21 protein-coding genes and 1 pseudogene are annotated in these 24594 nt (G+C 50.7%); 21 read left to right on the forward strand and 1 reads right to left on the reverse strand.

Annotated features, from left to right (window positions below):
* The first annotated feature begins 155 nt into the window (after positions 1–155).
* The 17 genes and pseudogenes from LA337_00825 to LA337_00905 all read left to right on the forward strand — a co-directional run bounded on the left by LA337_00825 (position 156) and on the right by LA337_00905 (position 18947).
* A complete protein-coding gene (locus LA337_00825; protein ID UBI16287.1) occupies positions 156–1400 on the forward strand; it encodes a TcpQ domain-containing protein in 1245 nt (414 codons plus the stop codon).
* A 2-nt stretch (positions 1401–1402) separates the two neighbouring features.
* Positions 1403–1840, forward strand: a complete 438-nt coding sequence (pilM, locus tag LA337_00830) for a type IV pilus biogenesis protein PilM (protein UBI16288.1) — start codon at positions 1403–1405, stop codon at positions 1838–1840.
* An 11-nt stretch (positions 1841–1851) separates the two neighbouring features.
* Complete coding sequence (locus tag LA337_00835) at positions 1852–3534, forward strand: PilN family type IVB pilus formation outer membrane protein (GenBank protein UBI16289.1); 1683 nt, start codon at positions 1852–1854, stop codon at positions 3532–3534.
* 1 nt (position 3535) lies between these two features.
* Positions 3536–4822 carry a type 4b pilus protein PilO2 gene (pilO2, locus tag LA337_00840; GenBank protein UBI18371.1) on the forward strand — a complete coding sequence of 429 codons (1287 nt, stop codon included), beginning with the start codon at positions 3536–3538 and terminating at the stop codon, positions 4820–4822.
* Positions 4803–5396, forward strand: coding sequence for a type IV pilus biogenesis protein PilP (pilP, locus tag LA337_00845; protein UBI16290.1), 594 nt, complete (start codon positions 4803–4805; stop codon positions 5394–5396). The genes pilO2 and pilP overlap by 20 nt, the downstream gene beginning before the upstream one ends.
* Positions 5397–5405: 9 nt before the next feature.
* Positions 5406–7121, forward strand: coding sequence for a Flp pilus assembly complex ATPase component TadA (gene tadA, locus LA337_00850; protein ID UBI16291.1), 1716 nt, complete (start codon positions 5406–5408; stop codon positions 7119–7121).
* Entirely contained in the window at positions 7118–8203 is a 1086-nt protein-coding gene (locus tag LA337_00855; GenBank protein UBI16292.1) for a type II secretion system F family protein, read from the forward strand. The genes tadA and LA337_00855 overlap by 4 nt, the downstream gene beginning before the upstream one ends.
* A gap of 89 nt (positions 8204–8292) precedes the next feature.
* Positions 8293–8838, forward strand: a complete 546-nt coding sequence (locus LA337_00860; protein UBI16293.1) for a pilus assembly protein PilX — start codon at positions 8293–8295, stop codon at positions 8836–8838.
* A 42-nt stretch (positions 8839–8880) separates the two neighbouring features.
* Positions 8881–9324, forward strand: a complete 444-nt coding sequence (locus tag LA337_00865) for a lytic transglycosylase domain-containing protein (GenBank protein UBI18372.1) — start codon at positions 8881–8883, stop codon at positions 9322–9324.
* Positions 9321–9983 (forward strand): prepilin peptidase, encoded by a 663-nt coding sequence (locus LA337_00870; GenBank protein ID UBI16294.1) that lies wholly within the window; start codon positions 9321–9323, stop codon positions 9981–9983. The genes LA337_00865 and LA337_00870 overlap by 4 nt, the downstream gene beginning before the upstream one ends.
* On the forward strand, positions 9980–11317 hold the full coding sequence (gene pilV, locus LA337_00875; GenBank protein ID UBI16295.1) for a shufflon system plasmid conjugative transfer pilus tip adhesin PilV: 1338 nt from the start codon (positions 9980–9982) through the stop codon (positions 11315–11317). The genes LA337_00870 and pilV overlap by 4 nt, the downstream gene beginning before the upstream one ends.
* Before the next feature lie 1061 nt (positions 11318–12378).
* Positions 12379–13530 (forward strand): site-specific integrase, encoded by a 1152-nt coding sequence (locus LA337_00880; protein UBI16296.1) that lies wholly within the window; start codon positions 12379–12381, stop codon positions 13528–13530.
* Positions 13531–13626: 96 nt separating this feature from the next.
* On the forward strand, positions 13627–14094 hold the full coding sequence (locus LA337_00885) for a hypothetical protein (protein ID UBI16297.1): 468 nt from the start codon (positions 13627–13629) through the stop codon (positions 14092–14094).
* A 213-nt stretch (positions 14095–14307) separates the two neighbouring features.
* On the forward strand, positions 14308–15183 hold the full coding sequence (locus LA337_00890) for a hypothetical protein (GenBank protein ID UBI16298.1): 876 nt from the start codon (positions 14308–14310) through the stop codon (positions 15181–15183).
* Positions 15184–15977: 794 nt separating this feature from the next.
* Positions 15978–16157: pseudogene (locus LA337_00895) on the forward strand (HNH endonuclease).
* Entirely contained in the window at positions 16158–17120 is a 963-nt protein-coding gene (locus tag LA337_00900; protein ID UBI18550.1) for a hypothetical protein, read from the forward strand.
* 531 nt (positions 17121–17651) lie between these two features.
* Positions 17652–18947, forward strand: a complete 1296-nt coding sequence (locus tag LA337_00905; GenBank protein UBI16299.1) for a putative phage abortive infection protein — start codon at positions 17652–17654, stop codon at positions 18945–18947.
* Between the two features lie 141 nt (positions 18948–19088).
* Here LA337_00905 and LA337_00910 read toward each other — a convergent pair whose 3' ends face one another.
* A complete protein-coding gene (locus LA337_00910; protein UBI16300.1) occupies positions 19089–19319 on the reverse strand; it encodes a hypothetical protein in 231 nt (76 codons plus the stop codon).
* A 246-nt stretch (positions 19320–19565) separates the two neighbouring features.
* Here LA337_00910 and LA337_00915 point away from each other — a divergent pair, with 246 nt between their 5' ends.
* The 4 genes from LA337_00915 (at position 19566) to LA337_00930 (ending at position 24593) form a co-directional block, all read left to right on the forward strand.
* A complete protein-coding gene (locus LA337_00915) occupies positions 19566–21905 on the forward strand; it encodes an NTPase (GenBank protein UBI16301.1) in 2340 nt (779 codons plus the stop codon).
* Between the two features lie 349 nt (positions 21906–22254).
* Positions 22255–23169 carry a hypothetical protein gene (locus tag LA337_00920; protein ID UBI16302.1) on the forward strand — a complete coding sequence of 305 codons (915 nt, stop codon included), beginning with the start codon at positions 22255–22257 and terminating at the stop codon, positions 23167–23169.
* Positions 23170–23187: 18 nt separating this feature from the next.
* Entirely contained in the window at positions 23188–23928 is a 741-nt protein-coding gene (locus LA337_00925) for a TIGR03759 family integrating conjugative element protein (protein UBI16303.1), read from the forward strand.
* On the forward strand, positions 23907–24593 hold the full coding sequence (locus LA337_00930; protein ID UBI16304.1) for a transglycosylase SLT domain-containing protein: 687 nt from the start codon (positions 23907–23909) through the stop codon (positions 24591–24593). Before LA337_00925 ends, LA337_00930 begins: the two co-directional genes overlap by 22 nt.
* Position 24594: the final 1 nt, after the last annotated feature.

Here is a 24594-nt window from a genome sequence, read left to right on the forward strand (position 1 = left end):
TTATCGACCTTCTCTACATTGAGTAAATTCATGTATGCAGAACGCCAGCAATGATGCTGGCGTTTTTTTTCATTTTTGCATAAAGAGTTGTTTATTGAGCGCTAAGCCAAATCTCCGCACGATTGCCGTAATTACGGTCATCCACGGGATTTTTCATGAACACACAAGCGCTTTTCTGCCTGAGCCTGCCGCTGGTGATTGCCGGGTGTGCACAGCAGACCTCCACCCAAACCGCTCGCGACAGCGCATTTGCACAGAGTCAGCAGCCTTCCGTCTTCTCTGATATTTACCAGCGATCACCGGAGGTGACTCGCAGCGGGCGTTACACGCTGGTCAGTATTAAAAGTGAGGATGCGCAGCGGGAACCGCTCAACCAGCTCATCGATATTACTATGCCAGGGCAACTGGTTAACTCAGTCGGTGACGGATTTCGCTACCTGCTGTTTCAGTCTGGTTATTCCCTGTGCGGACATTATGGTGCTGACTTTTCTGAGCTGCTGAACCGGCCATTGCCGGCCGTTCAGCGCAAAATTGGGCCGATGCGACTCAGTGAGGCACTGCAGGTGGTCGCCGGTCCTGCCTGGCGAATGTCCGTGGATGAAGTCAACCGGGAGGTCTGTTTCGTATTGCGTGATGCATATCGGGTACAGGCTAAAACTAAAGCACTGACATCTGTCACACCCGCCGTGACTGGCGCCGCAAGAACCTCCTCCCCGGAAACCACCCGCAATCCTTATACCGGCGTTCTGCCGGGGAATAAAGCTGAACCCGTGATCACCGGCCAGCACCTGGCGGCGAAGAAAGGTACTGAACTGAAACCGGTCAGTCAGTCACTTCCTGTCCCTGCCCTGAGACCTGGTGGGACACCGGTAACGTCAGGAGTGTCCTCTGTCCCCCCCGTGAAACAAGTCTCTTCTCCGGCTCCGCGCAATCCGTTCACAGGAAAAAACCTGACCGGGACCACCCTGGCGGCGTCTCATTCACCGGCGCCTGTGGGAGAGAAGGCTCAGGCCAAAACACCGTCTCCCTCAACCGTTAAGGCTGTAAATCCGGCGACGGCTACGGTACTGGCCACGACAACAAAACCGTTAACCGGTACGCCTGTAGCTGCAGTGGCCAGTGGCCCTGAGTGGAAGGCGGTTGTCGGCAGCACGCTCAAAGAGTCCCTGACTGACTGGGCCGGAAGAGCTGACTGTCCGGGGGGAGGACACTGGGTGGTTATCTGGCAGACCCCTACGGATTACCGCATTGACGCACCGCTGGTATTTAAAGGCAACTTTGAGACGGCGCTGGTTCAGGTGTTTGACCTTTATAAGAAAGCTGACAAGCCCTTATTTGCTGAAGCTTCCCGCCTGCAGTGCCTAGTCTCAGTTGCGGATAAACCGGCTGACCGGTCGTAGCTATGGGCTGGTTTATTGTCGCTCTGGGCTCCGTGTTTCTGCTTGTCGTCGGACATGTCCAGACCACTCAGCGAAGCGAGGTTGTCAAAGCGCAGCAGTCGGGGAGTTCGTATCTGTTGGCCCGGCAAATGTTATTGCTGGCCGCGGGAATTAATGACTGGCGCTACCGACATACCCTGACGGACGGAACGGTCGCCTTGTCAGAACTGGCCCTGCCGGTGGCTCCTGACAGCCGTATCCGACATGTCATTGTGGCTAACCGGCTGTGGGTCTGGATGCCTGAAGTCCCGGGTCTGGTGGATGCGCTGCGTGAACAGTCAGGTGGGTCGGCATTAACTGGCACGGTGACGCAGGGGCAACTGGTCTGGTTATCCGGTGTGGCTTCGGGGTTGCCTTTACCGGCAGGTATTCAGAACGGGGATGTGGTCTACCTCAATTAGGAAAATCTTTAATGATAAGAAAATATTACAAAGTCAGGCTCCGTGTTGCAGCTACAGCCATCGCCGCCGCACTTTCGCTGCCGGCCTGTACTTTTCAGGAAATGGACAGGATGTCGCGCAGTGCGCAGGCCAGCGGTGATATTGCCCGCGGTCATGTCAGTGAGCAGATGCGATCCTCACAGGGAGCGCTGGTCTGGACGGATAAACCCTGGGTCAATCTCAAACCCGTCCCGACAGTGTCACGGGGTATCACTCAGGAAAACTTCCCTGACTGTCAGATAACACTGGCACGAGACGGACTGACTCTGCCGGAAGTTGGAGAGCGAATCACTGCGCTTTGCGGTGTCAGGGTAATTTTTTCACCCGATGCGCTGGTAGCAGGTCAGTCGTCCGGTACCACGCGGGCACTGAATGGTCCATTACCGGTACCGGATAACAATGGAAGAATTCCGTTGGATCAACTGGGCGGCGCTGTTGATTCGGCACGCGCGACCGCCACTCCAGTGGTACTGAGTGGCCTGCGCTGGCAGGGCAAACTGTCCGGTCTGCTGGACATGATTTCGGCCAGGACAGGCCTCACCCCGCGTATGGATAACGGGGCAATTCTGTTTTCACTCCTGGAGACGCGTACTTTCCAGTTCACATTTCTGAATACCAATATTACCAGTAATGCCAGTGTTACCTCGGGTTCAACAAGCAGTATGGGAACCAGTGGTGGCAGTACAAACAGTTCGGTGTCAGGGGATTCAAGCTCTTCGCAGCAGACGACGGTCGACCAGAGCCGTAATGTCTATGACGATATGAAAAAGACGCTGGAAACCATGGTGACTCCGCAAAAGGGACGTTTCTGGCTGTCGGCCAGTACCGGCACTCTGACGGTAACGGATACCCCTTCTGTACTCAACAGTATCGCGGCGTATGTTGAGCAGCAGAACCGTCAGATGAACCGCCAGGTCAGGCTCAACGTTCAGGTACTGAGTGTCAGTACTTCACGTAAGGAGCAACTGGGACTGGACTGGAATATCGTTTACAAGTCCCTGCGCTCAGCCGGTGCTTCACTCAATAATGTCAGCGGTGATATCACCAACGCCACGTCGGCGTCGGTATCTATTCTGGATTCAGCAACCGGAAGTGCGGCTAAATTTGCCGGCTCCAGTCTGCTGATTAAAGCTCTGTCAGAGCAGGGCGATGTCAGTGTGGTCACCTCGCAGGGTAGCGTGACCACGAACCTTACACCTGTACCTATTCAGATGGCCGACCAGACGGTCTACGTGGCACAGAGTTCAACTACTACCACAACCGATGTGGGTGCAACCACATCCCTGACGCCGGGTATGATGACTACCGGCTTCAACATGACGTTACTGCCACTGATTCAGGATGGTGGTGACGTGCAACTGCAGGTGGCATTCAACCTGTCTGATCCACCGACTATTCGTAACTTTACGTCCAAAGACGGCAACTCGTACATCGAGATGCCGTACACGAAACTCCGCTCGCTCAGCCAGAAAACTAACCTTCGCGCAGGGCAGGCACTGGTGCTGACAGGTTTTGATCAGAGTAATACCCGGATGACCAAAAACGGCACCTTTACCCCGGGTAATTTCCTGCTGGGTGGAGGTCGGGACGGCGATGATTCTCGCAGTACGCTGGTCATTATTATCACCCCGGAGCTGATGGGGAACGGTGGCTGATATGGCAGATATTCCGTTATCCGGCAAACCCCGTACGCAGGTTTTGCGCTGGCAGCGCCAGAACTGGGTAGTGGGGCTTCGCTGGGAAGAAAAGCAAAAGTCGGTACGTCGAGCCCCTGTACAACGTCGGGGTGTTCTGAACGTTGTGTTGACGGTGAAGCAGGGCAAGAGCCGGTTGACCGCGTTGGGGCAAATTGAGGCCGGCTGGCGTCACCAGAAGCTGTATTCCCTGGCGGCGCTGTTCAGCCAGCAGTGTACGCCCAATGGCTATGGTGTGTACCAGCTTGATGATGGCAGGCAGGTCTTTCTGGCCACGGTGAAGGGGATGCCATCTCCGATGGCAGATGTGATCGGAACGCCAGATCAAATTATCCGGGCGAGAGAGCTCTTTCTGTCCTTCAACCCTGCTCCTGAGGACGGATGGACGATACCTTCATCACCGGAATTCCTCCAGTCCTGGGACACTCTGGTCGGTCAGGTATCTTCGGCACAGCTCCGGTTTGCCAGAGTGGCGGGCGTGTCTAATCCTTTGCGGGCATACGGTGCGGGAGTGCTGTCAGTGACTGCCCTGCTTGGTGGTGCAGTCTGGTGGAGCAGGTTACCCGAACCTCCGGTCGTGCCTGTCGTGCAGGAGTTACCGCCACCGGTGCAGGATGTGTTTAAAAAAGCACCTGAACCTGTTTACCTTCCACATCCCTGGGCAGATATGCCTGTGGCCAGACACTTTCTGAACCGCTGTCAGCGCTGGCGCGCAGCAGTTCCTGTAAGTCTTGACCGTTGGCGTCTCGAACGAATTCGTTGCAGTGCTGAGGGGCTGGAGACGGTGTACCAGCGGCAGCCCGGTGGGACGGCGGCAGGCTTTGCGGAGCGGGTGAAGCAGGTATTTAAGCGTACACCAGTATTCAACCTTGTTTCAGGTGGCAACGAAGGTGTGGTGTTTATTCCATGGGCGAAATTCACATTACAGGATGAGACTGCGCCGGATGTGGGGACCCAGTTGATGCAGGCGGTGTCGTGGTTTCAGTCACGCCAGGTCAGTTTTTCTCTGTCCGAAGTGAAAACTCCTCCCGCGATGCCCGGTGATGGTGCCGGCAACGATGCGCCCCAGCCGATACAGGACTGGCATGAATACACGTTCAGTATCACTGATAAACACATGCCTGAGTGGATTTTACAGGGACTCGATATGCAGGGGGTACGGCTGAGTTCTGTGGGCTACACCCTGAGTCCTCAGGGACAGTTTACTTATCAGATTGAGGGGCATCTTTATGCTTATGCCAAAAAATAGTGTTTTCATCAGTGGTGTTCTCCTGATGGCGTTCAGCGCAGGGGCATTTTCGCAACCCACACCCACACCCGCAGTTCCTCCTTCCGCAGAGGTGATTTCTGTAATGTCTGCCAGTGAACCCGCTACGGAAGCAGAGGCATCGATGTCCTCTGCAGACTTATCAGAGACAGTCCCCATTTTCCCCGGTTACAGCGTGACGGCCGGACAGCTGGAGGCGCTGCAGGGGAAAAACCTGCTCCTGGAGGCAAAGGTTCAGGCAGCCCGGCTGCTAAAAGAGCTGACTTCGGCACAAACTCTGGGGGATGTTGGCAATGTGCCCTCGACCAGTCCGTTCGTTATGGGAATGCCGGCAGACATGAATGCGACTCCTGTTCACACCTCCCCTGCAACTGGCCGAATTACGGTTCTGGAGGTGAGTGGCCGTGGTAACGCCTTGCAGGCCACGCTGTCATTTCCGGATGGCCGACAAAGTCAGGTACACACAGGCAGCCTGGTGCCCGGGACGTCGCTGAAGGTGAAGGCAATAACGCTCTCATCCGTCACGCTCAGCGACGGTCAGCAACTGACGTTTTAGGGACGAATTATGTCTGAACACAACGATGCGGTTCTGCTTTACCACAACCCGGACACCACGATCCTCGAGCTGTTGGTTGACAGCCAGCGGCGTACCGACGTGGCGGTGCAGCAGAAGGTGATGTCTCTGATGGAGGAAAACCCCGGTGTCACAATGAGGCTGGTGACCCGTTCAGAGTTGCTCAGGTACAGTGAAATGGCTCGCCAGCAGTCAGAGAAGGGAGAAAAAGGACTGCGCCTTGAGGACATCAAAAAAGAGGTCAGCAGCCGTCAGGGCGATGTTCTCAAATATTTTATGGTCGCGAAAGATATCGGCGCGTCTGATATTCACGGTACCACCCGGCCAGGACTGACGCGCATCGAGATGCGTGTGCACGGTGAACTGGAGACCGTTTCGGAACTGGCTGAAGAAGACGGAAAAGCACAGGCGGCCACCATCATTCTTTCCATGTGTGATGTGACCGAACCCCAGTTCTACGCCGGCCGAAAACAGGATGGTCGTGTGGCTGCAAAGTTTCTGCGAAAGGTGGGGTTATTTGGCGCCCGTTACAGCCACACCCCGACAGCAGATGGCCTTCACTTTGTGATGCGCGTGATCCCGGATGATGGTGATGTGGTTCCCACGCTCGAAAAACTCGGTTTTCTGCCGGAACAAATCCGCCTGATAAAGCGCACTTTGCGCCTGCCGGAAGGGATGATTATTTTGTCCGGCCCGACCGGAGCCGGGAAATCCACCACCCTGCGTGCCTGCAGCGACCTCTATCTGAAGCGTACCCGGTATAAAAAGCGCCTGCTGACGGTTGAAGATCCGCCGGAGGGACGCATCGTTGGGGCAATACAGACTCCTATTATCTGTGACAAAGCCGATGAGGCGGAAGTCAGGCTGGCCTGGCAGCGGGCGCTGACCTCAGCGTTACGTCTCGATCCGGATGCCATTTTACCTGGTGAACTTCGTGACCTTATCTCCATTCTGGCCGGGATTTTTGCCGCCCAGACCGGCCATCTGGTGCTGAGTACCCTGCATTCAAACTCGGCCTTTTCCATCCCTGAGCGAATGATAACGATGGGTGCAAATGCCGGACTGGTGGCAGATACCCAGTTGTTGGTCGGGCTTATCAGCCAACGTCTGGTTCAGGTGCTGTGTCCCGAGTGCCGTATTCCCTGGTCGGTTAAAAAAGAACATCTCACCACCGAAGAACGTGAATATCTGGAAAAGTACTGTTCAGTGGAGGGGGGTTGTCAGACCGAAAATCTTCATTTCAGAAATGAGGAGGGGTGCCCGACCTGCCGGAAGGCGGTCATTATCGGTGGCAAACAGGTGGCAACAGTCGGTAAGGGGGTGGCCGGACGCAGTGTGGTGGCGGAGGTGGTTCGCACGGATTCCACGCTTTTCAGGCTGTTATTACAGCAGGGTAAGGAAGCTGCAAAAGCTTACTGGATCCGTGAAATGGGGGGGATTACCCGTCGCATTCATCTGCTTCACAAACTGAATGACGGGCTGGTTGACCCACTGGATGCCGATTTGATTATTCCTCTTGATGAGGATGAGGTGATGCAGGTGGTAAGTGATCAGGTTGCATCGTCGAGTGACATTGATACGTCGCTGATTGAACGCCTTGCCATGGTAATTGCAGCCAGCGTCAGAGAGGGGCTGAAGCAGGGCGTTGAGGAAGCCATTAAAGAAGGCGTTGCTGCCGGGATGGCTGCGCTGAAGGAGGTTGCATGAGTCCTTTATACCGTCTTCGCCGGGCGCTGGCGCGACGTTTTTTTACGTCCGGATACCGTCTGCGTTTTTACCGCATGCTGTCGTTGCAGATGAGAAATGGCGTGAAGTTGTTAGAGGCGCTGGAGCAAATCAGCAATATGTATACCGATTTTGGGCAGCGGACTCATGGTTTCGGTTTTCTGGTGGACGACTGCCGGGCGGCACTTACTGACAACAGCGGGGATAACTCCCTTGAGCATGCTCTTGCGAACTGGGTTCCGGCGGAGGAGGCGGCGCTCATCAGCGCGGGTATGTTCAGTGGTCGGTTACCTGAGGCGCTCGCAGAGGCGGAAATCCTCATTGACTGCCGGCGGCGTATCCGACAGGCGATCATGAGGATGGCCGTTTATCCCCTGGGTTGCATTGCGATGCTCGGTGGCACGCTGGGTGTTATTCAGATGCAGCTTATTCCAACGCTGGCCGGGATGTCAGATCCGCAGACATGGACCGGAGTGCTGGGAAGCCTTAACGGCCTGCTGATTTTTTTTACTGAGCATGGCGTGGTGATGGGGGCCGGGCTGGCACTGTTGGTCGCATGGACCAGGTGGTCCCTGTCGAACTGGATACGTCCGGACCGTCTGCGTCGTCTTGCGGACAGACATGTACCCTGGGCGGTTTACAGTGATATTCAGGGCGCGATTTTTCTCATCAATATGGGGGCTCTGCTATGCGCCGGGGTCAGAACCCTGACTGCGCTGCAGGTTATCCACCGCTTTGCTTCTCCCTGGCTCGTTGTACGTCTGAACGCGGTGATGGAGGAAGTGGAGGAGGGGGCCTCTTTTGGTATGGCGCTGCGTGAATGTGGTTATGCCTTCCCCTCAAAAGAAGCCGTGAACTATCTCTCTATGGTCAGTGGAGACGGGGCCGCTCAGATGATTGCGCGCTTTGGGCAGGAATGGCTCGAGGAAACTGTGAAGCGAGTTAACCGACGGGGAATAGCCGTGATGCTGTTCTCAATGGTGATGTTATTTGCGCTTATTGGCGTTGTGGTCGTGGCGGTGATTGAGGTGACTTCGATGACCGAGAGTATGGGGCAGTACTGATGTTAAGCAATTCAATGAAAAATGAAACAGAGGGAAAGATGATGAATGAGGTATCAACATTAAATCCATGCAACAGGCCTGACCGGGGAATGTCCGCAGATGCCGGTGCCACTGCACTGTTTATTCTGGTGATCATTGGGGTGATAGCCGCGACGGTCTGGTCGATGTGGGGTAAAAAGGATGCGGGTACGGAGCTGACAAACTATCAGACCCTGGCCACGAACACCATTGGCATGATGAAAGGCGTTGACGGTTATGCTTTTACCAGTGGCGATAAAATGACTGGCACGTTAATTCAGGCCGGGGCGGCAAAAGGGATGACGGTCAGTGGAGACCCTGCTTCCGGTTCCGCGACACTTTGGAACTCATGGGGTGGCCAGATTGTGGTGGCGCCGGATACAGCGGGGGGAACCGGGTTTAATAATGGGTTCACCATTACCACGAATAAAGTTCCGCAGTCGGCCTGCGTATCCATTTCAACAGGTATGAGCCGTTCAGGCGGTACGTCCGGTATTAAAATCAACGGCAATAATCACACCGATGCGAAAGTAACGGCAGAGATCGCGAGCAGTGAATGCACGGCAGATAATGGCCGGTCCGGTACCAATACGCTGGTTTTTACCTACAACGGCTGAGGTGGCGGGATGTGTGGATATTTTTCCCGACTGGCTTTATTCATGACGCTGTGCAGTGTGCCGCTGTGGGTACAGGCGTTCTGCTTTGATGCCGCTGCGGCGAAATACCATGTCTCCCCGCTGCTGATTAAGTCCATGGCCATTGGTGAAAGTAATCTCGATCCGCATGCAACAAATGATAACCGGGACAAAAAAACGGGGAAAATCAAAAGCACGGATTATGGACTGATGATGGTTAATTCGACGCATATTCCCCGTCTTGTCTCGATGGGCGTCATCAGGGACAAAAATGATTTACTGAATAAACCCTGCCTGAATGTGCAGATTGGAACGTGGATCCTTGCGAAACATTTTCAGGTCTGTGGGGTGAGCTGGAACTGCCTGGGCTCTTATAACGCAGGTTTCCGGCCTGACCGGCATGAAACACGGGAGCGTTATGCAAACCGGATCTGGAAAATTTATCAGCGGCAAACGGGGGCTCAATGACAGTCTCTCTTATCGGTACCATTTTTCCTCCTGTGTATGCCATACCTGCTTTTATCGGGTGCGCCATTTTCGGGGCGGTACTTTTAAGGCCGGTACGTCTTTATCTGGCCGCAGCGCAGGTGGATATCTCACGCCATTGTGCCGTCGTGGTGGGTATCTCGCTGTTTGCGGTAACGGGTTTGCTGATACTTATGGCACCTCAGGTCTGGATGACACGTATCGGAATGCTGTTTATGTGCAGTTTTTTGCTGCAACTGGGAGTGATGGATGCGACCAGCGGTTGGTTGCCCCGACCGTTTACCGCAGCCTGTTTATGTAGCGGATTATTGTTCTGTCTCGCTTTTCATCGGGAGCCGGAACTTCGCTTTATGGAAACTGCGGCGATGGCGGTGGTGATGGGGTCTATTTGTCACGGTGTTAACCGACGGCGACCTCAGCTTGGCGTGGGAGATGTCTGGCTGGTTTGTGCCCTGGTAGGCTGGATGGGGGTAACGGATGCACTGCAGGCGGCGTTTTTTGGGCTGAGTGGTTTTATGTTGTGGCAGTGGATAGTCCATCGGGACTTTCTGCGTTGTGGGGTTCTGGGCCCCTGGCTGTGTGCAGGGTGCATACCAGTCATTGTGGATAGGTTGTACCAGCCTGAGTGGATACTGAGATGAAAAAACAAAAACATGATGGCGGCTTTGTGGCGATGAGCGTGGGAGCCGGGTTACTCATTGTTCTGGTGATGGCCTCGTTGGCTGCCCGACATATGGGAGATTATCTGAAATCCCGTGAGTGGCAGGTTGTAGCCATGCAAACCAATCGTTTCACTCAGGCAGTCTCATCCTATGTCGGAAAGTTTTATCCGACTGTGCTGGCATCAGCGACCACAACTACACCTGCCGTGGTAACAACTCAAATGCTGAAGAATACAGGTTTGCTGCCGGCGAGCTTTAGTGAGACCAACAGTTATGGCCAGCAGTATCAGGCGATGATAGTCCGGAATCAGCAAAATCAGGAGTTGCTTCAGGGCATGGTGGTCAGCCGCGGTGGTCATGCTATGCCCTTTACAGCGCTAAGCCAGATCTCGAAAGACATTACCGCCGGCTTCGGGGGATACGTTGAAGATGGGCAAACGGCGGTGGGAGTGATGCGCAGCTGGCGAATTGCGCTGTCCTCCTACGGAACCAGCACCGGAAAAGGTCATCTGGCCGTCATGCTGAGCACAGATGACCTGTCAGGTGCGCGTGAAGACGGGGACAGGCTGTATCGTTTTCAGGTCAATGGTCGTCCGGATTTGAACAAGATGCACACAGCTATTGATATGGGAGGAAATAACCTGAATAGCGTCGGCACTGTTACGGCCAGTAATGTAGCAGGCCAGAATGGGAATTTTGGCGTAAGTCTGGTCAGTAATGGTCCGATCACTGCGGGGGGAGATATTCGAAGCACAGGGGGATGGATTGTAACCCGCAGTGGTAAAGGTTGGATGGATGAAACCCATGGTGGTGGTTTGTATATGTCAGATAACGACTGGTTACGGATCCTGAATAACAAGGGGTTTTATACCGGTGGTGAAATTCGCGGTGGGAAGATTCGCGCGGATGGGGACTTATCGGCAGGCGGTATTTTAACGCTGTATAAGATTAATGTTGCCGGCACTGCTTGTCCTGTAAATGGTGCAATAAGTCGTGATACAGCAGGTGCCACACTTTCGTGCCAATCCGGTTTGTGGAAAGGCATGGCCGGGAGTACTGTGAAAACCGGACTGATCGCCAACGGGCAGCAGATACCTCTGCCCCCGGGATTTAGCCAGAATCAGTGCTCATGGAGTGTCAGTAATGCGCAAAACCCCCATGGCTGGAAGCCTAATTATTACGCAGGTTCAGTGGCATATGTGGATATAAACCGCATTGTTAGATGCGGCTATTATGACGAGTATAATTTCCATGTTGGTACAAATCGAACTGATTTGAGCGGACAGTGCAGTTACATCATCAGTTGTCAGTAATGGCTAGAGCACCTGATGTTTTTCTGTAGATTAATGTCAAATGTTGCTCTTAAAAACAGCTGGAGTAAGCCGCTATTCAAGGTAATCACTTGAGTCGAACTGCAAAACATTTGACATTATCCACCGAACAATCACGGTTATCTTCTGTACAGGCATCAGATCCCGTGACAATCCACCCCTGGTTTATCAAGCCTGAACTTACCAGGTACGAAGCACAAATATCACCATAGTTGCTTCCCGATGCTATATTCCAGGTCATGCGCTCCAGCGCTTTAGCACCACCCACCCAACGACCGGATTGGCACGTTTGCCCCAGTGCCAATCCGGTCTGTGGCGTTCCTCTGACCCAGAAGATGGTAGTTACGCATATCTTGGTGCTTTTAAGGGGGTTTTTAGCGGAAACAACACAACCGGAAAGCAATTTAAAATCTATGTATGGGGAGGCAACCCTCCCCCGAGAAAAATCAACTTCGGTAACTCTGATAACTGTGCAAATACGTTTTCACTGACTGCCAGTGTGGGAGGCTTGACGGTGGCAAACTCAGTAGATGGGAATTCTGAGTGGCATAAATCTGGAAGTTTTTCATTTGATGTACCTAATGGAGCATCATTTTCGATTACATCAAATGGCATGATGGCCTATGGATGTGAATACGGTACTTTCAGCGTATTTCGATATCATTAGCTTTTTAATTTTTGGCACACCATGCAATTGCGCGCAGACATGTTCCCCCCGTAACACCACCACCCGTATATATTTGCCAGGCATTCTCTGATGGTGACGGCATGGATAGATCGGGACTATTCCAGCCGCTACCACCACTCCACTTTGAAAGGATAAAACCTCCGGAGACTAGCTGTTTTCCTGTTGGGCAGTAGGCCTTTGAGTAAATGTACTTCCCACACGCATCATTACCTGTAGCCATTTCAAATAAGGACATTTTTTCGCTCGATGTCCAGATACCGGATTGGCACGAACATGTCCTTGCGTTTATTGAGGGAATTAGAGTTTTTCGTTACGGTGGAGAAAAACCTCAATTCCTCTCGCAAAGGTATCTGCAATGTCTCGCCCACAACGCATAAAAAAAATGTCTCTGTCGAAAGCCCTAGATAAGTACTACGCTACTGTGTCTGTGCATAAACGGGGGCATCAGCAGGAATTCTATCGTGTTAGGGTCATTCAGCGACATCCCCTGGCAGAGAAGATGATGGATGAAATCACAACAGTGGATATTGCGTCTTACCGCGATGAGCGGCTGTCTCAGGTGAATACGCGAACCGGACGGTGTATTTCAGGAAACACAGTCCGGCTCGAACTCGCTTTACTGTCATCACTGTATAATCTGGCCAGTGTAGAGTGGGGAACATGCAGAACTAACCCCGTTGAAATGGTTCGTAAGCCAAAAATATCAGGAGGACGGGATCGACGTTTAACATCACAAGAGGAACGGCGCTTATCCCGCTACTTCCAGGAACAGAATCCAGCCCTTCACGCTATATTTCACCTCGCCATTGAAACAGCGATGAGACAAGGAGAGATCTTGTCACTTCGATGGGAACATATCGACCTGCAGCATGGCGTTGCCCATCTGCCAATGACAAAAAACGGCAGTTCGCGAGATGTTCCCTTATCCCGCAAAGCTCGCCATTTGCTACAGGGAATGACGGTCGCACTTAGCGGCAATGTTTTTCACTATTCATCATCTGGTTTTAAAAGTGCCTGGAGGGTGGCTCTGCAGCGCCTGAATATCGCCGATCTTCATTTTCACGATCTGCGTCATGAAGCAATTAGCAGACTGTTTGAACTGGGAACACTCAACGTTATGGAAGTGGCTGCTATTTCCGGCCACCGTTCCCTGAATATGCTAAGACGTTATACCCATCTCAGAGCATACCAGCTTGTCAGTAAACTTGACGCTCGCCAAAGACAAACACAAAAGATTGCTCCGTATTTTGTCCCTTATCCTGCCTGTATTGAATCCGTTAATGAAGGATCAGATGGCTGTTGTGGTTTTCGTGTTCACCTACCCGATTTTGATAATCTTTCAGTGTCAGCGGCATCGAGGGAAAGTGCGCTGGAGGCTGCAGGTGTTCTGTTGCTACGAACGCTGGCTAATGCGGCTCAGCGGGGAGAGCGTGTGCCTCGCCCCGGCGATTTGCCGGAAGGCAAGCATGAGCGGGTAATGATCCATCCTCTTTTGAGTGCTGCCTGATAAATTTGCCGTTACGGATAGTCATTTACGTGATTTATTCTCTTCGTTGAGGAGGTACCCTGCTGCCGTTCATTATCTGCAAAAAAGGACGGAGGGGTGGAGTACGCTTTGTTTGTGATGTTCTGTCTGGCGCTGTATTGCCCGTGTTTTACGTTAATTGCGCTGTTCACGCCCTGGAAAGGGTTTGCTGTATTCAGTGTAACGCATCGTCGCCGTCAATACCGGGCTATACATCTTGCCTTGCTTGATCGGGTGGGGGAGATGGACCGCCGCCAGGCCCGACGCTATCACCAGGCATTTGTTCAGGCGCTGGAGACAGCCCTGATGGCGCGGCCGGTGTGTCCCATTTTTTTCCGTTCACACCTTATGCGGCCAGCCCAGGTAGCGCTTGCCTGTCAGGTTCTTTCACACAGGACGGGATATCGCTGTCGGATCGCTCCCATTACGCTTCCGCGCTGGGAACGTGTTGCTATTGTTGCGCAAATGCTGCTACAGGAGTGGCGGCTTATTCAACTGCCTTCTGAAGAGGGGATAATGGTAGTCATTCATCGTTTGCCGGAGTAAATCTTTTTTTCAGAATTATATTTTTCTGTCGATTTCACGTCGACATGGTTTTAATCTTCTTCATACATTAGATCAAACCGATCGAAATATTTCATTATACCTGATGAATAAATGAGATTAATCTTTCTATTACATTGGAGCGCAGAACTTGAAAAAATGAAATGAGTTGAATTTCACTCTTTTGTATCCAGTAAAATATTTAAGGTTGTCAATATGAATGCAACTTATAACGCACTAATTGCATTAATGCGATCTGGTGAAATACCACTTGAATCGGGGGCATCAGTACCTGCATCCAGTGCACAGTTTTCAGTAAGAATACGGCCGGAAACTCGGGTATTTCTGGACAGGTGCGCAGAGCATCTGGGTATATCCCGGGCCGCTATGTTTGGTATGTGTATTGATGGCATTGTAGCAGAGGCGAGAGAGAGTATAGCGGACAGAACGTCCACGCTTTATGAGCGATTCTGTCTGCTGTTGGATGCTCATGGATTAAATGTTATCGAACAGGCACAGCTACTGGCTTCCTGGGGAATAAGGGCCAGTGTATTAGCGAGTCAGGATAGGACGCTTGATCTCCTGAATAAACCTTTGCTGCAGCAATTGTCGACATGGTTTGATGTAGACGTTAACTGGCTGCTGGGAAACTCTTCCTATCCGGTAGATATGGCTGACGGGCAGCGCGACTGGGCTGTGCAGACCCCCTCTCTGTTATGCCGTCTGCAGTCAATTCAGTCAGTGGATCCGGTTGAGTTAATTTTCTTCTGGCAGCAGGGGCGTAAACCTCAAAGTGTGGGGTTGTGTCTGCGCTATCGCCCCCTTATTTCAGGTGAGCCGATCGGGATCCTCAGGGTATATCAGGCACTAAACTGGCAGGATGAGCAGGTTCAGCAGGCATATAATCAATTGCGGCGTATAACCAGTATCACTCCTGGCGGGTATACAAAAAATAAAGTAGAAAAATATCCTCCTATCCGAATGCGTTATTTCACTTTCTCAGCGCGACAAATGCAGGCATTGGATAATGGGGCGGTTATTCCTGCCATGATATTCGATAAATCTAAGGGTGAATATCCAGGTATTTCCTGATTAATCAATTTTTTATTGAAAAATGGCGCCAGTAATTTCCGACGCAGCATCGGTCAGGCGGTCTTTTTATCTTAAATATGTAGCGTTTATATTTGTGGTTAAAGATGAAAAAAGAAATTCAAATCACGGCAGTTTTAACTGAAGGAAGACCTCTGCTTGATTAGTCACCAACAGAATCGCCACCTGGCGGCTGTAACCTGATACAGTCCCTCCCTGGATTTCACGTCGCACGCAAAGTTATCAGCAAGTGAAACCACTGAAATTACCTAAAAAATGTGGTGAATCCGATAAATCGGATTGAAATCAGAAGTGATTCTGTTGAGTACATATCCAGCCATAGAGTAAATTATTAGGTCGCGTTTCTGGCGTGCATTCTTCGGGTGGTTTGTTACTGTTTTTACCGTCGAGCCGCCAGAAACGCTCTGGCCGTCTCAATAGTAGAGTGAAAGTCTGAGCTAATACCCGCAATGAGCAAGCGGAAGTTTGCCATCGCTCTCATTGATGATGATGGTCACCTCGGTGGCAGGATAGGAAGTGTTGTCATTCAATCTATCAGGTTGCATGTTCATCAATATAAGTGCGTTCAGCAGCGGTAAGTCACCTTAACGTCATTTCACGTAAATTAAGGGTTTCCCTGTTGCAGAATTCCATTCTACATTAACAAACAGACCCTGGTAATAACTGCTTTCGCTAATACAGACTATATCCTATATCCATTCGCTGATGCTCATGTCTCGAAGCCGTGGAGATTAAGTGTTACCCTCAATTTATTCTTAGACTTGTGGAAAAAAACTATGGGACATTGCATATATTGCCGTGAAGAAAAAGATGATAGTGAGTTTACTTTGGAGCACGTTGTCCCGCAGTTTCTGGGTGGGGCGTATGCTCCCGACTTTCTGAAGACTCGGTGCGTGTGCAAAAGCTGTAACAGTAACCTTGGGTTATTTGTCGATGCGTCTTTCGAGAAGAATTGGATGGTTACTAATTGGCTGCAACAAGCGTCATCAGCATTTTATGATAAGGATAATCCAGTAGGGGTGTCTCTTTCGTGCATGGGTAACACTGACCTATGTCCTCCCGATCTTCCAGAGGGGCACGTCTGTGAAATGTGGATGGGACCGCATGGTGAACAGGTGTTTTGGCTTCGCCCGCACGACGAGAGATTATCTGCGTATGTGGGCGGAAATCCGCGGACCATGAAAAGTATTGATACAAGAGCGTATTTCTTATTTTCCGAAAATACATCCAAGGATCCACTCAAGACATGGCTGTCGTTTGAGCAAGCATTTCGTGGCCGGAGGGTCAAAAAGGTTCTTTGCGGTGAGGTTGGGGGTGTTGATCCTGCCAGCATTGGATTTGAGCAACCTGATCAATTGGATATTGCACGCAAAGAATTTTTCATAGCCAATACTGAAGGTAGGCAAATGCGGAAAATGCAGGTCCCGGTTCACAAGAGGTTTGATCAGCGTTTTCTTTGTAAACTTGCAATAGGCGTTGCGTTTTGTCTTTTTGGATCTAAAGTACTGGATTCAGCTTACTGCAAAGAGTTATACAAAGGTCTCTGGCATCGAGAAGGCAATGATAAACCTGAAATTCGTGGTAGTACATGTTTCTCCAGGAAAGGCAACCCGGACTTCAATCGCCTTGTTGGTTTCCCTAATGCAGTAACCCTTGTGTTGCTTTCAAACCAGGACGGCGTCTCACTCAATCTAAATATAAACTCAGAACTAAATTGGACTATTTTGTGTGCATCCAATGAAAATCTAACGACAGATGATTTTGCAAAGATTGAGGATGGGCAGATCCTAGTGCTCGTACGCGCTCTTAAAACTGGGGTTTATCTTGATCTCCCGTTTTATCTCGCCTGTAAGTCAGGAATCACTTCACACCCAGAACTGAGTAACATTCTTGAGCGGTCGGAGACAAGCAAAACATGAATTTGGTTTAAGCTGTGCGCTGTCTACCATCAATCCCGACAAATGGCTGTGCATAACCGTCTGTGGCTCTCAGCAGATTGGCGGTTGTCATCATGTATGCTATGAGTTAGGAGCGTATTTTTTGTCGATTACCGTGCTAAATGTCAGGAGAGAGTGCTCCATAGCTGAACTATTTCGCACGATTGACAACGCCTACATACGTGCCTAAATGGTATGCCGAGGTATGGGCCGACAAAGCCAATAGAGCATATATCTGAACCGATAGAAGTCCTTGCCACTGCATGTAATAGTTAAACTCAAAGAGGCTCGCTTAATGCGGGCTTCGCAGAGCTTATTTCATCTTTCATATGTACACCACATCCAGGTTTTCTCCTTTCATCTTCTCCTCCTGGATGTATCTGACCTGCTAAATAGAGCAGTAGAAAGCATGAGTATTCGGGCGAATAATACGTGTAATATGTCTTCAGGATTTCAATATTGGTTCAGCATTTTGCTGACCCGCGCAGCAATAGTTTCGCAAGGAAATAATAAATGTTCATTGATGCTTTTATGGCATGGGTGCATCACGCCTGGGGTGTATATTTCAATAAACCTGACCCCTACGTAGGTGTTGTAACGGCAATTGGGGCGCTTGTCACTGCCCTGGCATTAGTGTATACGGCAAAAGCAGCCAGGGCGGCATCGAAGAGCACTAAAGTAGCCCAGGAAGCCCTCGACCATACGATGAATAACACGCGTCGTGATGAGTTTACCCGCCATTTCACGCTATTACTTGAACAGCATAATGACCAACTTGAGATTGTTAAGGACTATCTGGATAGTAGAGATGGTAAAGCATTTTTTGAGTCTGTAAGAGATTCGATTACCCTTAAGCAAGCTCATGAGTTAATGCATGGCCATAGTTACATCAGTCCCTACATGCGAGTTCTCTATCATTTATTGAAATACATCGATAAAGCGTTTTATAAACCAGATGCCCTTCCTGAAGAGAAAAAAGGTTTCTCATCATTGATTCGCTCGCTCATACGGAATGACGTGTTGTATCTGGTTGCATTGAACTCAGCTTTAACGAATGACCTGGGTGAGCTAAATCAATATGCTAAATATCAGAAATTACTACATGAATTTTCTTTTTTTGAACACGCGCAATTTTATAAAACACTGGCAAATGAGAGTATAAGTGTAACAAAGATATTTGAGGATATTAAATCTAAAAATAGTCAGGATATCATGTCAACAATTGAAAGGATTATTGAGGGAAAACCGGTGGGAAAAAGTAAAATACAATTTCCACTCCCGCTTGTTGTTTCCTCGCTGTATGAAAATCCATCGCATAGATTTTCTGAGGAATATTTGTTTAATTTACATAATGAATTTTCCGTAAAATATCACCATCAAAAGTCAATACTTCTTAAGAAGTTGAGCGATGATTTAAAAATTGAGAATTTTTTCAAAGGGTTCCTTGATAGGCACGCGATCCTCACTACACCCGAGGAAAAATATGAAATCTATGAAAATAATAATCTATCCTCTGACAAGTTAGAAGAGTCCCCTCTGGTTGATAAAAATTATATTCTTGAAGAGTTGAAAAAGTATAGAGAACCTCATTATAAAAGTAATGAAAATATACTGTTTTGCAAGTTAAATGAAAGAGGGTTGCCATTAGTTTACTTTTCATACTCATTTGACGAAGAATGCCGGGATTATTTAAAAAGAAATAGTCATAAAAAAGCTTTAGAAGCAGACGAATACTGGCAACAGGTTGAAATTATTATAGCTTTCTGGAAAAGTTATGAAGATGAAATAGCTTCTAAGCGTGTTTCCTGACTGTATTATGGTGCTAAAAACAATTGGGGCTTGCCCACTTTCTGGCGTATATCTTCTGTTCCCCCAATCAACAAGTTGGGCAAATACTTTTTAGGAGACAGTTTTAAGCCTTACCGGGTGGGCATCTGTTGCATTGTCCGCTTAATCCGGCATCTGGCCAGGTAACCATGCTGAGTCCTGAAAAGAGGAGGTATTTCCTGTGACCATCGACTGGGCTACACCTGTAGCGACTGTATTTGCGAGGCGAACGCATAACGTCAATACAGGGGACCACATGGAAAACAGAATATGGCCTACGGTAAACCTGATTTTTAACCAGGCCTGACGGGAGGCTTTGAGCGAGAAGTGGATGTTCGGAATGAATACTGACATTGGGGTATCTTGAGCTATGGGAAGCGGATCGGTAATAACTCACACCTGTCAGTTTCTTCTGAGTATTTTTCGCTCAGTTGATGTAGTTGTCTGAGCTCCATTCCACGTTGGGAAAACAAAACCGCTATACTGGCTTGCAATTGCGGCAGCGAGCTCTCTTCAGTTAACTGGCGTAGACAAAGTTCGACCAGTGAAGCTTCTGGCAATTGGACGCTTGGAACATGCATTATTGGGAGATAGTGTGCGATGAGTAAGCTGTTATTCCATCTGGCGGCATGGTGCGCTCGTCGTTGTTCGCAGCCTGACGTTGATGTGGCAAGGACCGAGCGACCGGACGAAGGGATTGGAGCGGAGGTGCCTATACGGACAGCATCCGAAGATCGCCTCAGAAGGGTTGAATTCGCGGCTCGTATAGCTGATGTGCTTTCGGAGCTTAGTTTGCGCGAGGGCCGAGTGTTTGCAATTCGCGGGGGATGGGGTTTTGGCAAATCATCACTGAAAAACCTCATCACCGAACGCCTCGATGCCAAGAGCAGCGGGGCTGACTGGCTCGACTTCAACCCCTGGCAATGGGGGGACGGCGATGCAATTGCCGGGGCGCTATTTAGCCAGATAGCAAATAGCTTGGGAGGCGAGCATTCAAAGGCGGCACTTGATCGTGCCGAAGCACTGCGACGCTATGGCGCGCTCCTCACCGGGGTGGGTAAGCCTCTTAAAGAGGCTGGGGGGGAAGGCTCTCTAACCTCGATGGTGCTAACAAATACCTCGGTTATAGCGATCGCGTCAGCCATTGGATTTAGCCTTCCGGCGGTCGCAAAGGTTGCGATTATTCTTGCTTTTCTCTCGGTTGGAGTAACTTTTGTCGGACGCGTGCTGTCGTATCTCGGGCGTGATCATAGTGACGAGTCACTCGATAAGGTACGTAGATCGCTTGAAGCCCGCCTTCGCGAACTTGACCGGCCGCTGGTTGTCTTCGTCGATGACATTGACCGACTCGAGCCTGAGCAGATCAGGATGCTGCTTCGGCAGGTAAAGGCGAATGCGAATCTACCGAATATTGTTTTTGTGCTCCTGTTCCAGCCCAGTATTGTAGAAAGGGCACTCGATCCGGTCGCTGATGGGGACGGCAGAGCATTCCTTGAGAAGATCGTACAGGTTAGCTTTGATTTACCGGCCTTCCCGGCATCGTTCGTGCATCGTATTTTCAAGGAAGAACTCTCTGCAATAGTGGGGCCCTACGCAACTGAGGCCAACGGGTTCTCTCAGAGACGATGGGGGAACGCTTGCATTGGCTGTATCCAGCCCCTGCTTCGTAACATGCGTGATTCACGTCGCCTCATCTCGTCCATTGCTGTACACATGCCACTGCATGTGGTTGGCGACGTTTTCGAAGTGAACATTGTAGATTTCTTGCTTCTGGAGACACTGCGGGTCTTCGAGCCAGACCTCCACGAAGCACTGTTCCGTGACCGAGGATTGGTTCTCCAGGAAAGGCGTTTTTACAATGATGGTCGGCGGGAGTTAGACCAGGCAGAGGCTAAAGCGCTCCTTGAGACAGTCTCAGAGGAGCGCCGTAATATCATTCGTGATGTGCTCAAAGATTTATTTCCTCCCCTCGAATGGGCATATGGAGGGACAAGCTATGCAGACGACTCCCATCGCCACTGGTTGGCGGAGAAACGAGTATGCACATCACGCTACTTCCCACGTTACTTTGAGCTCCAGACGATGGTCGGAGAATTATCTGAGCGCCGTTTTGTTGATTTTCTCGATGCAACAGCGACAGAGGACGAATGCTCTGCGTCAATCTCTACCATCGAAACTGACGGGCTGCTGAGTTCGCTCGTTGCGAGGCTCGACGAATCCGTCGACCGATTACCTTCCGAACACGCTGCAGTTTTGCTCCCAGGGATGTTTGGACTCGCTGAACAATTCGCAGGCACGAACAGCGGCACTTTCGACTCGCCATATATGGCAGCATGGCGAGCGACTAGTTGGTATCTGAAGCGCATACCTGAGAATGTTCGAAGCCATTTAGCACTCGATGCACTTCGTAAAACCGAAGCGCTATCCGTTGCCTCGATCCTGATTCATCTCAGTGATCCCTCCGATCGGAATGAGGCTGATAGTAGACCCTTCGATCCAGCGTTAGATCTCAATACCGTTGTGGCAATGAAGACAGAATGGCTGCGGCTGATAAGGGGCCGAGCAGCAGATGGCGACGCGCTGATGGCTGAACCGGATCTCCTATCCCTGCTCTACCATTGGAAAAAGTATACCGATTCAATTAACGAGCCACGAGAGTGGATGATGAACGCTATTCAAACTGATCAGGGCTTCGCAACCGTTGCCACACGCTTCATGAGTCGGGGCATGAGCCACACGCATGGTGATTGGGTCTCAACGCAGCACAACAGTTTCAACAGAGAGACAGTTAACGATTTTATTGGCATTGAAGTGGCGAAGGCCAGATGCGATGCAATTAATCCCGCCCAGTTTCCTGAGCATGAAGAAGCTCTGCGAACGCTGCTTAGGTACCTCGAAAAGTGGCTTGGATTGAGACCAAACGACGCTTCCGATTTCTAGAACTCTGTAACAGCAAAACCTCAATCAAGGCATTCTGCTGCAAAAATCTCACCTAAGTGGAGTATGCGATTTTAGATATCTGACCTAACGTCTCATATCGTTTGAGATGTCTGATTCTGGCATGGAGGAGATCGTCAGCTCAGGTCCGGAACTGTGCCACATTGGTGTCAGGCCAACTCTGAGCTGATGAAGCTAATATGATTTTGTCAGAGAGGCTGCAGTTTTTCTGTGTTCCTGACATTTATCTGGATCCCTTTATTTTCACTTTTCAGTTTTGATTTGTCTGTCGTATTCGCTGAACGGTTTTTTCATAGTCATGGCGAAAACCGTTTTCCGGAGAACTTTTACCATGACGACCACGACGGCATCTTCTGTCGGTATTCCGTCAGATAATGATTTACCTTTATCCGCTCACCTCACTGAACCTGCCGGACCGGCTATTGATACGTCGGAAATCCCTGTTACAACAGACAGTTCAGCACAGTCAGCTGCACACCGACTGGGGGGAAAGGGGAGTCGTCTGTGGCATCCTTCTTCAGACCGCCGTTCTTTCATATTTAAAGTGTCATCCGTTCTGGTGTACTGCGTATTACTGGGCGCTGTCTTATACCTCTGGCTGACAGTACGTCAGCAGCAGATACAGCTTACCACCCTTGATGCGGCGTTCCGCAGCGGACAGCTGCAGACACTTCCCGATCGTATGCAGGCCATAGAAGACAGGCAGCAACAATTCGTTCCGAAACTGCAGGGAGAAAAATGGCAGCTCAGCCTGAGTGAGCAGGAGCAGCGCCTTGCCGCGTTTGAGCAGCAATTTTCCACGCTGGTTACAGAGGTTAGAGAGACTCAGGCGGCGACTGCCAGGGCGGTTGCCCGACAGGATGAAACGGGCATGAAGCTCGACGCTGTTCATAAAGCGCTGACTGAGCAGACTTCGCGTATAGATACCCTCGCGTCCTGGAAAGACTCGTGGAGTAAACGCACTGTGGCGACTGCCACGAAGGCGACCCCGTCTCCCGGAGGTGGACAGTCTGCCGCAAAAAAGCCGTCAAAACCACGGGTCATTAAGCCGCCTTTCACACTGGTGAGTATTGAACGCAGGGGAGGGCAGGCTTACGCCGTTATTCTGCCAGCGGGGAACAGTGGCTGGACACAGCTGCGCATGGTAAGCCCGGGAGAGAGTCTGTCAGGCTGGATGCTGGTGAACATCAGCGGTAACCAGGCTGAGTTTCAGGTTAACGGGCAGGCACAACGTTTAACGCTCTGAATCAGGGAGAAATACTGGATGAAACCGATGAAATCAACGTTAAATTGCCCCCGACGGTGGACTGCGTCAGTCATGCTGGCTGTTATCGTAAGTCTGCCTGCTCTTGCATCAGTGAGTACGGGGCGCAGTGTAAGCGCACCCCAGCAGAAAAATACGACTACAGAAGGAAGGACGCAAACGTCGGGAACGGCATGGGGACTCAGCGAAAAAGAATGGCAGCAGTATCAACAGGTACTTAAAGGTCCCAGAGCATTTCAGTCACCAGGCATTGACCCGTTGATGGCACTGGGACTGGAGGCCGGTTCGGAAAACGAACGCCGGCGTTTTGCTGAAATGTGGGTGAAGGAAGAGTATGCCCGGGTTGAAAAGGAGCTGGCCTTTCAGCGGGAAGTGGATGCTGCCTGGAAACGCCTTTATCCCAATACTCTCTCCGTAAACATGGGCAATGCCAGCGGTATTGCCCATGATACACAGGGAAGACTGGCGTTATTTGTGAAGCGCAACTGTGTACCGTGCGATGCCAGAGTAAGTGCGGTTCTGGCAGACAACCGTCCGGTTGATATTTACCTCGTCGACAGTGGCGGCAGTGATGACATCATTCGCCAGTGGGCGCTTGCACATCATATTCCGGTCGATAAAGTTCGTAGCCGGCAGATAACCCTCAACCACGATAACGGCAACTGGCTGAAGTATGGTCAGGGAGATATGCCGGTTATGCTTCAGCAGGGAGTCTCCGGATGGCAAATCGCAGCATTCTGACAGCAGCCAGATACAGCGTCCCTGTTCTGATCCTTCTTATCGGTGGTGTTGGTAGTGCAGCTGCGGCAGAAAAGGGACGCGGTTTGCAAACAATTCCCCCGGGTTACCACCTTGTGGCAACTGAAGTTGGCGTACCCGCTGAAGCCCTGTATTCAGTTTCTCTTGCAGAAACATCCCGAAAACTACCACATGGAGAGCGACCGTGGCCGTGGACACTCAATGTTGCCGGGAAAGGGTATCGGTATAACTCCCGCCAGGAAGCGTATGACGCAATGTTGTCGTTCATGCGTCGCTATCCGTTAAAGCGGATTGATGTTGGGATCGCGCAGGTTAACCTGGGCTGGAATGGAACTTATTTCAGCAGTTACTACGAAGCGCTGGATCCATATACCAACCTTCGGGTTGCCGCCCGTATTCTTAAATCCTGTTATGACAACAATCCGGGAAGCTGGATACAGGCCGCGGGGTGTTATCACCATCCTGCAGGTGGAAAACCAGCACGAATCTATAAGTCCATCGTGAAACGCAAGCTGGCAACACTGGATTTAAACGCGCCAGTAACGTACTCCGAACTTCAGATCGCACAGATATCGCCATCACAGCGCCATTTCTCACACTACAACCGTGAATTGCAATGGGTTGAACCCAGGGAGTCCCGTCAGTGAA

Source organism: Citrobacter europaeus (assembly GCA_020099315.1).
In the GTDB taxonomy this organism is placed as follows: Bacteria; Pseudomonadota; Gammaproteobacteria; order Enterobacterales; family Enterobacteriaceae; genus Citrobacter; species Citrobacter europaeus.

Coding starts and splice junctions, on each gene's coding strand:
- LA337_00825 (UBI16287.1), top strand. CDS start 156: ATGAACACACAAGCGCTTTTCTGCCTGAGCCTGCCGCTGGTGATTGCC.
- pilM (UBI16288.1), top strand. CDS start 1,403: ATGGGCTGGTTTATTGTCGCTCTGGGCTCCGTGTTTCTGCTTGTCGTC.
- LA337_00835 (UBI16289.1), top strand. CDS start 1,852: ATGATAAGAAAATATTACAAAGTCAGGCTCCGTGTTGCAGCTACAGCC.
- pilO2 (UBI18371.1), top strand. CDS start 3,536: ATGGCAGATATTCCGTTATCCGGCAAACCCCGTACGCAGGTTTTGCGC.
- pilP (UBI16290.1), top strand. CDS start 4,803: ATGCTTATGCCAAAAAATAGTGTTTTCATCAGTGGTGTTCTCCTGATG.
- tadA (UBI16291.1), top strand. CDS start 5,406: ATGTCTGAACACAACGATGCGGTTCTGCTTTACCACAACCCGGACACC.
- LA337_00855 (UBI16292.1), top strand. CDS start 7,118: ATGAGTCCTTTATACCGTCTTCGCCGGGCGCTGGCGCGACGTTTTTTT.
- LA337_00860 (UBI16293.1), top strand. CDS start 8,293: ATGTCCGCAGATGCCGGTGCCACTGCACTGTTTATTCTGGTGATCATT.
- LA337_00865 (UBI18372.1), top strand. CDS start 8,881: ATGACGCTGTGCAGTGTGCCGCTGTGGGTACAGGCGTTCTGCTTTGAT.
- LA337_00870 (UBI16294.1), top strand. CDS start 9,321: ATGACAGTCTCTCTTATCGGTACCATTTTTCCTCCTGTGTATGCCATA.
- pilV (UBI16295.1), top strand. CDS start 9,980: ATGAAAAAACAAAAACATGATGGCGGCTTTGTGGCGATGAGCGTGGGA.
- LA337_00880 (UBI16296.1), top strand. CDS start 12,379: ATGTCTCGCCCACAACGCATAAAAAAAATGTCTCTGTCGAAAGCCCTA.
- LA337_00890 (UBI16298.1), top strand. CDS start 14,308: ATGAATGCAACTTATAACGCACTAATTGCATTAATGCGATCTGGTGAA.
- LA337_00900 (UBI18550.1), top strand. CDS start 16,158: ATGGTTACTAATTGGCTGCAACAAGCGTCATCAGCATTTTATGATAAG.
- LA337_00905 (UBI16299.1), top strand. CDS start 17,652: ATGTTCATTGATGCTTTTATGGCATGGGTGCATCACGCCTGGGGTGTA.
- LA337_00910 (UBI16300.1), bottom strand. CDS start 19,319: ATGTCAGTATTCATTCCGAACATCCACTTCTCGCTCAAAGCCTCCCGT.
- LA337_00915 (UBI16301.1), top strand. CDS start 19,566: ATGAGTAAGCTGTTATTCCATCTGGCGGCATGGTGCGCTCGTCGTTGT.
- LA337_00920 (UBI16302.1), top strand. CDS start 22,255: ATGACGACCACGACGGCATCTTCTGTCGGTATTCCGTCAGATAATGAT.
- LA337_00925 (UBI16303.1), top strand. CDS start 23,188: ATGAAACCGATGAAATCAACGTTAAATTGCCCCCGACGGTGGACTGCG.
- LA337_00930 (UBI16304.1), top strand. CDS start 23,907: ATGGCAAATCGCAGCATTCTGACAGCAGCCAGATACAGCGTCCCTGTT.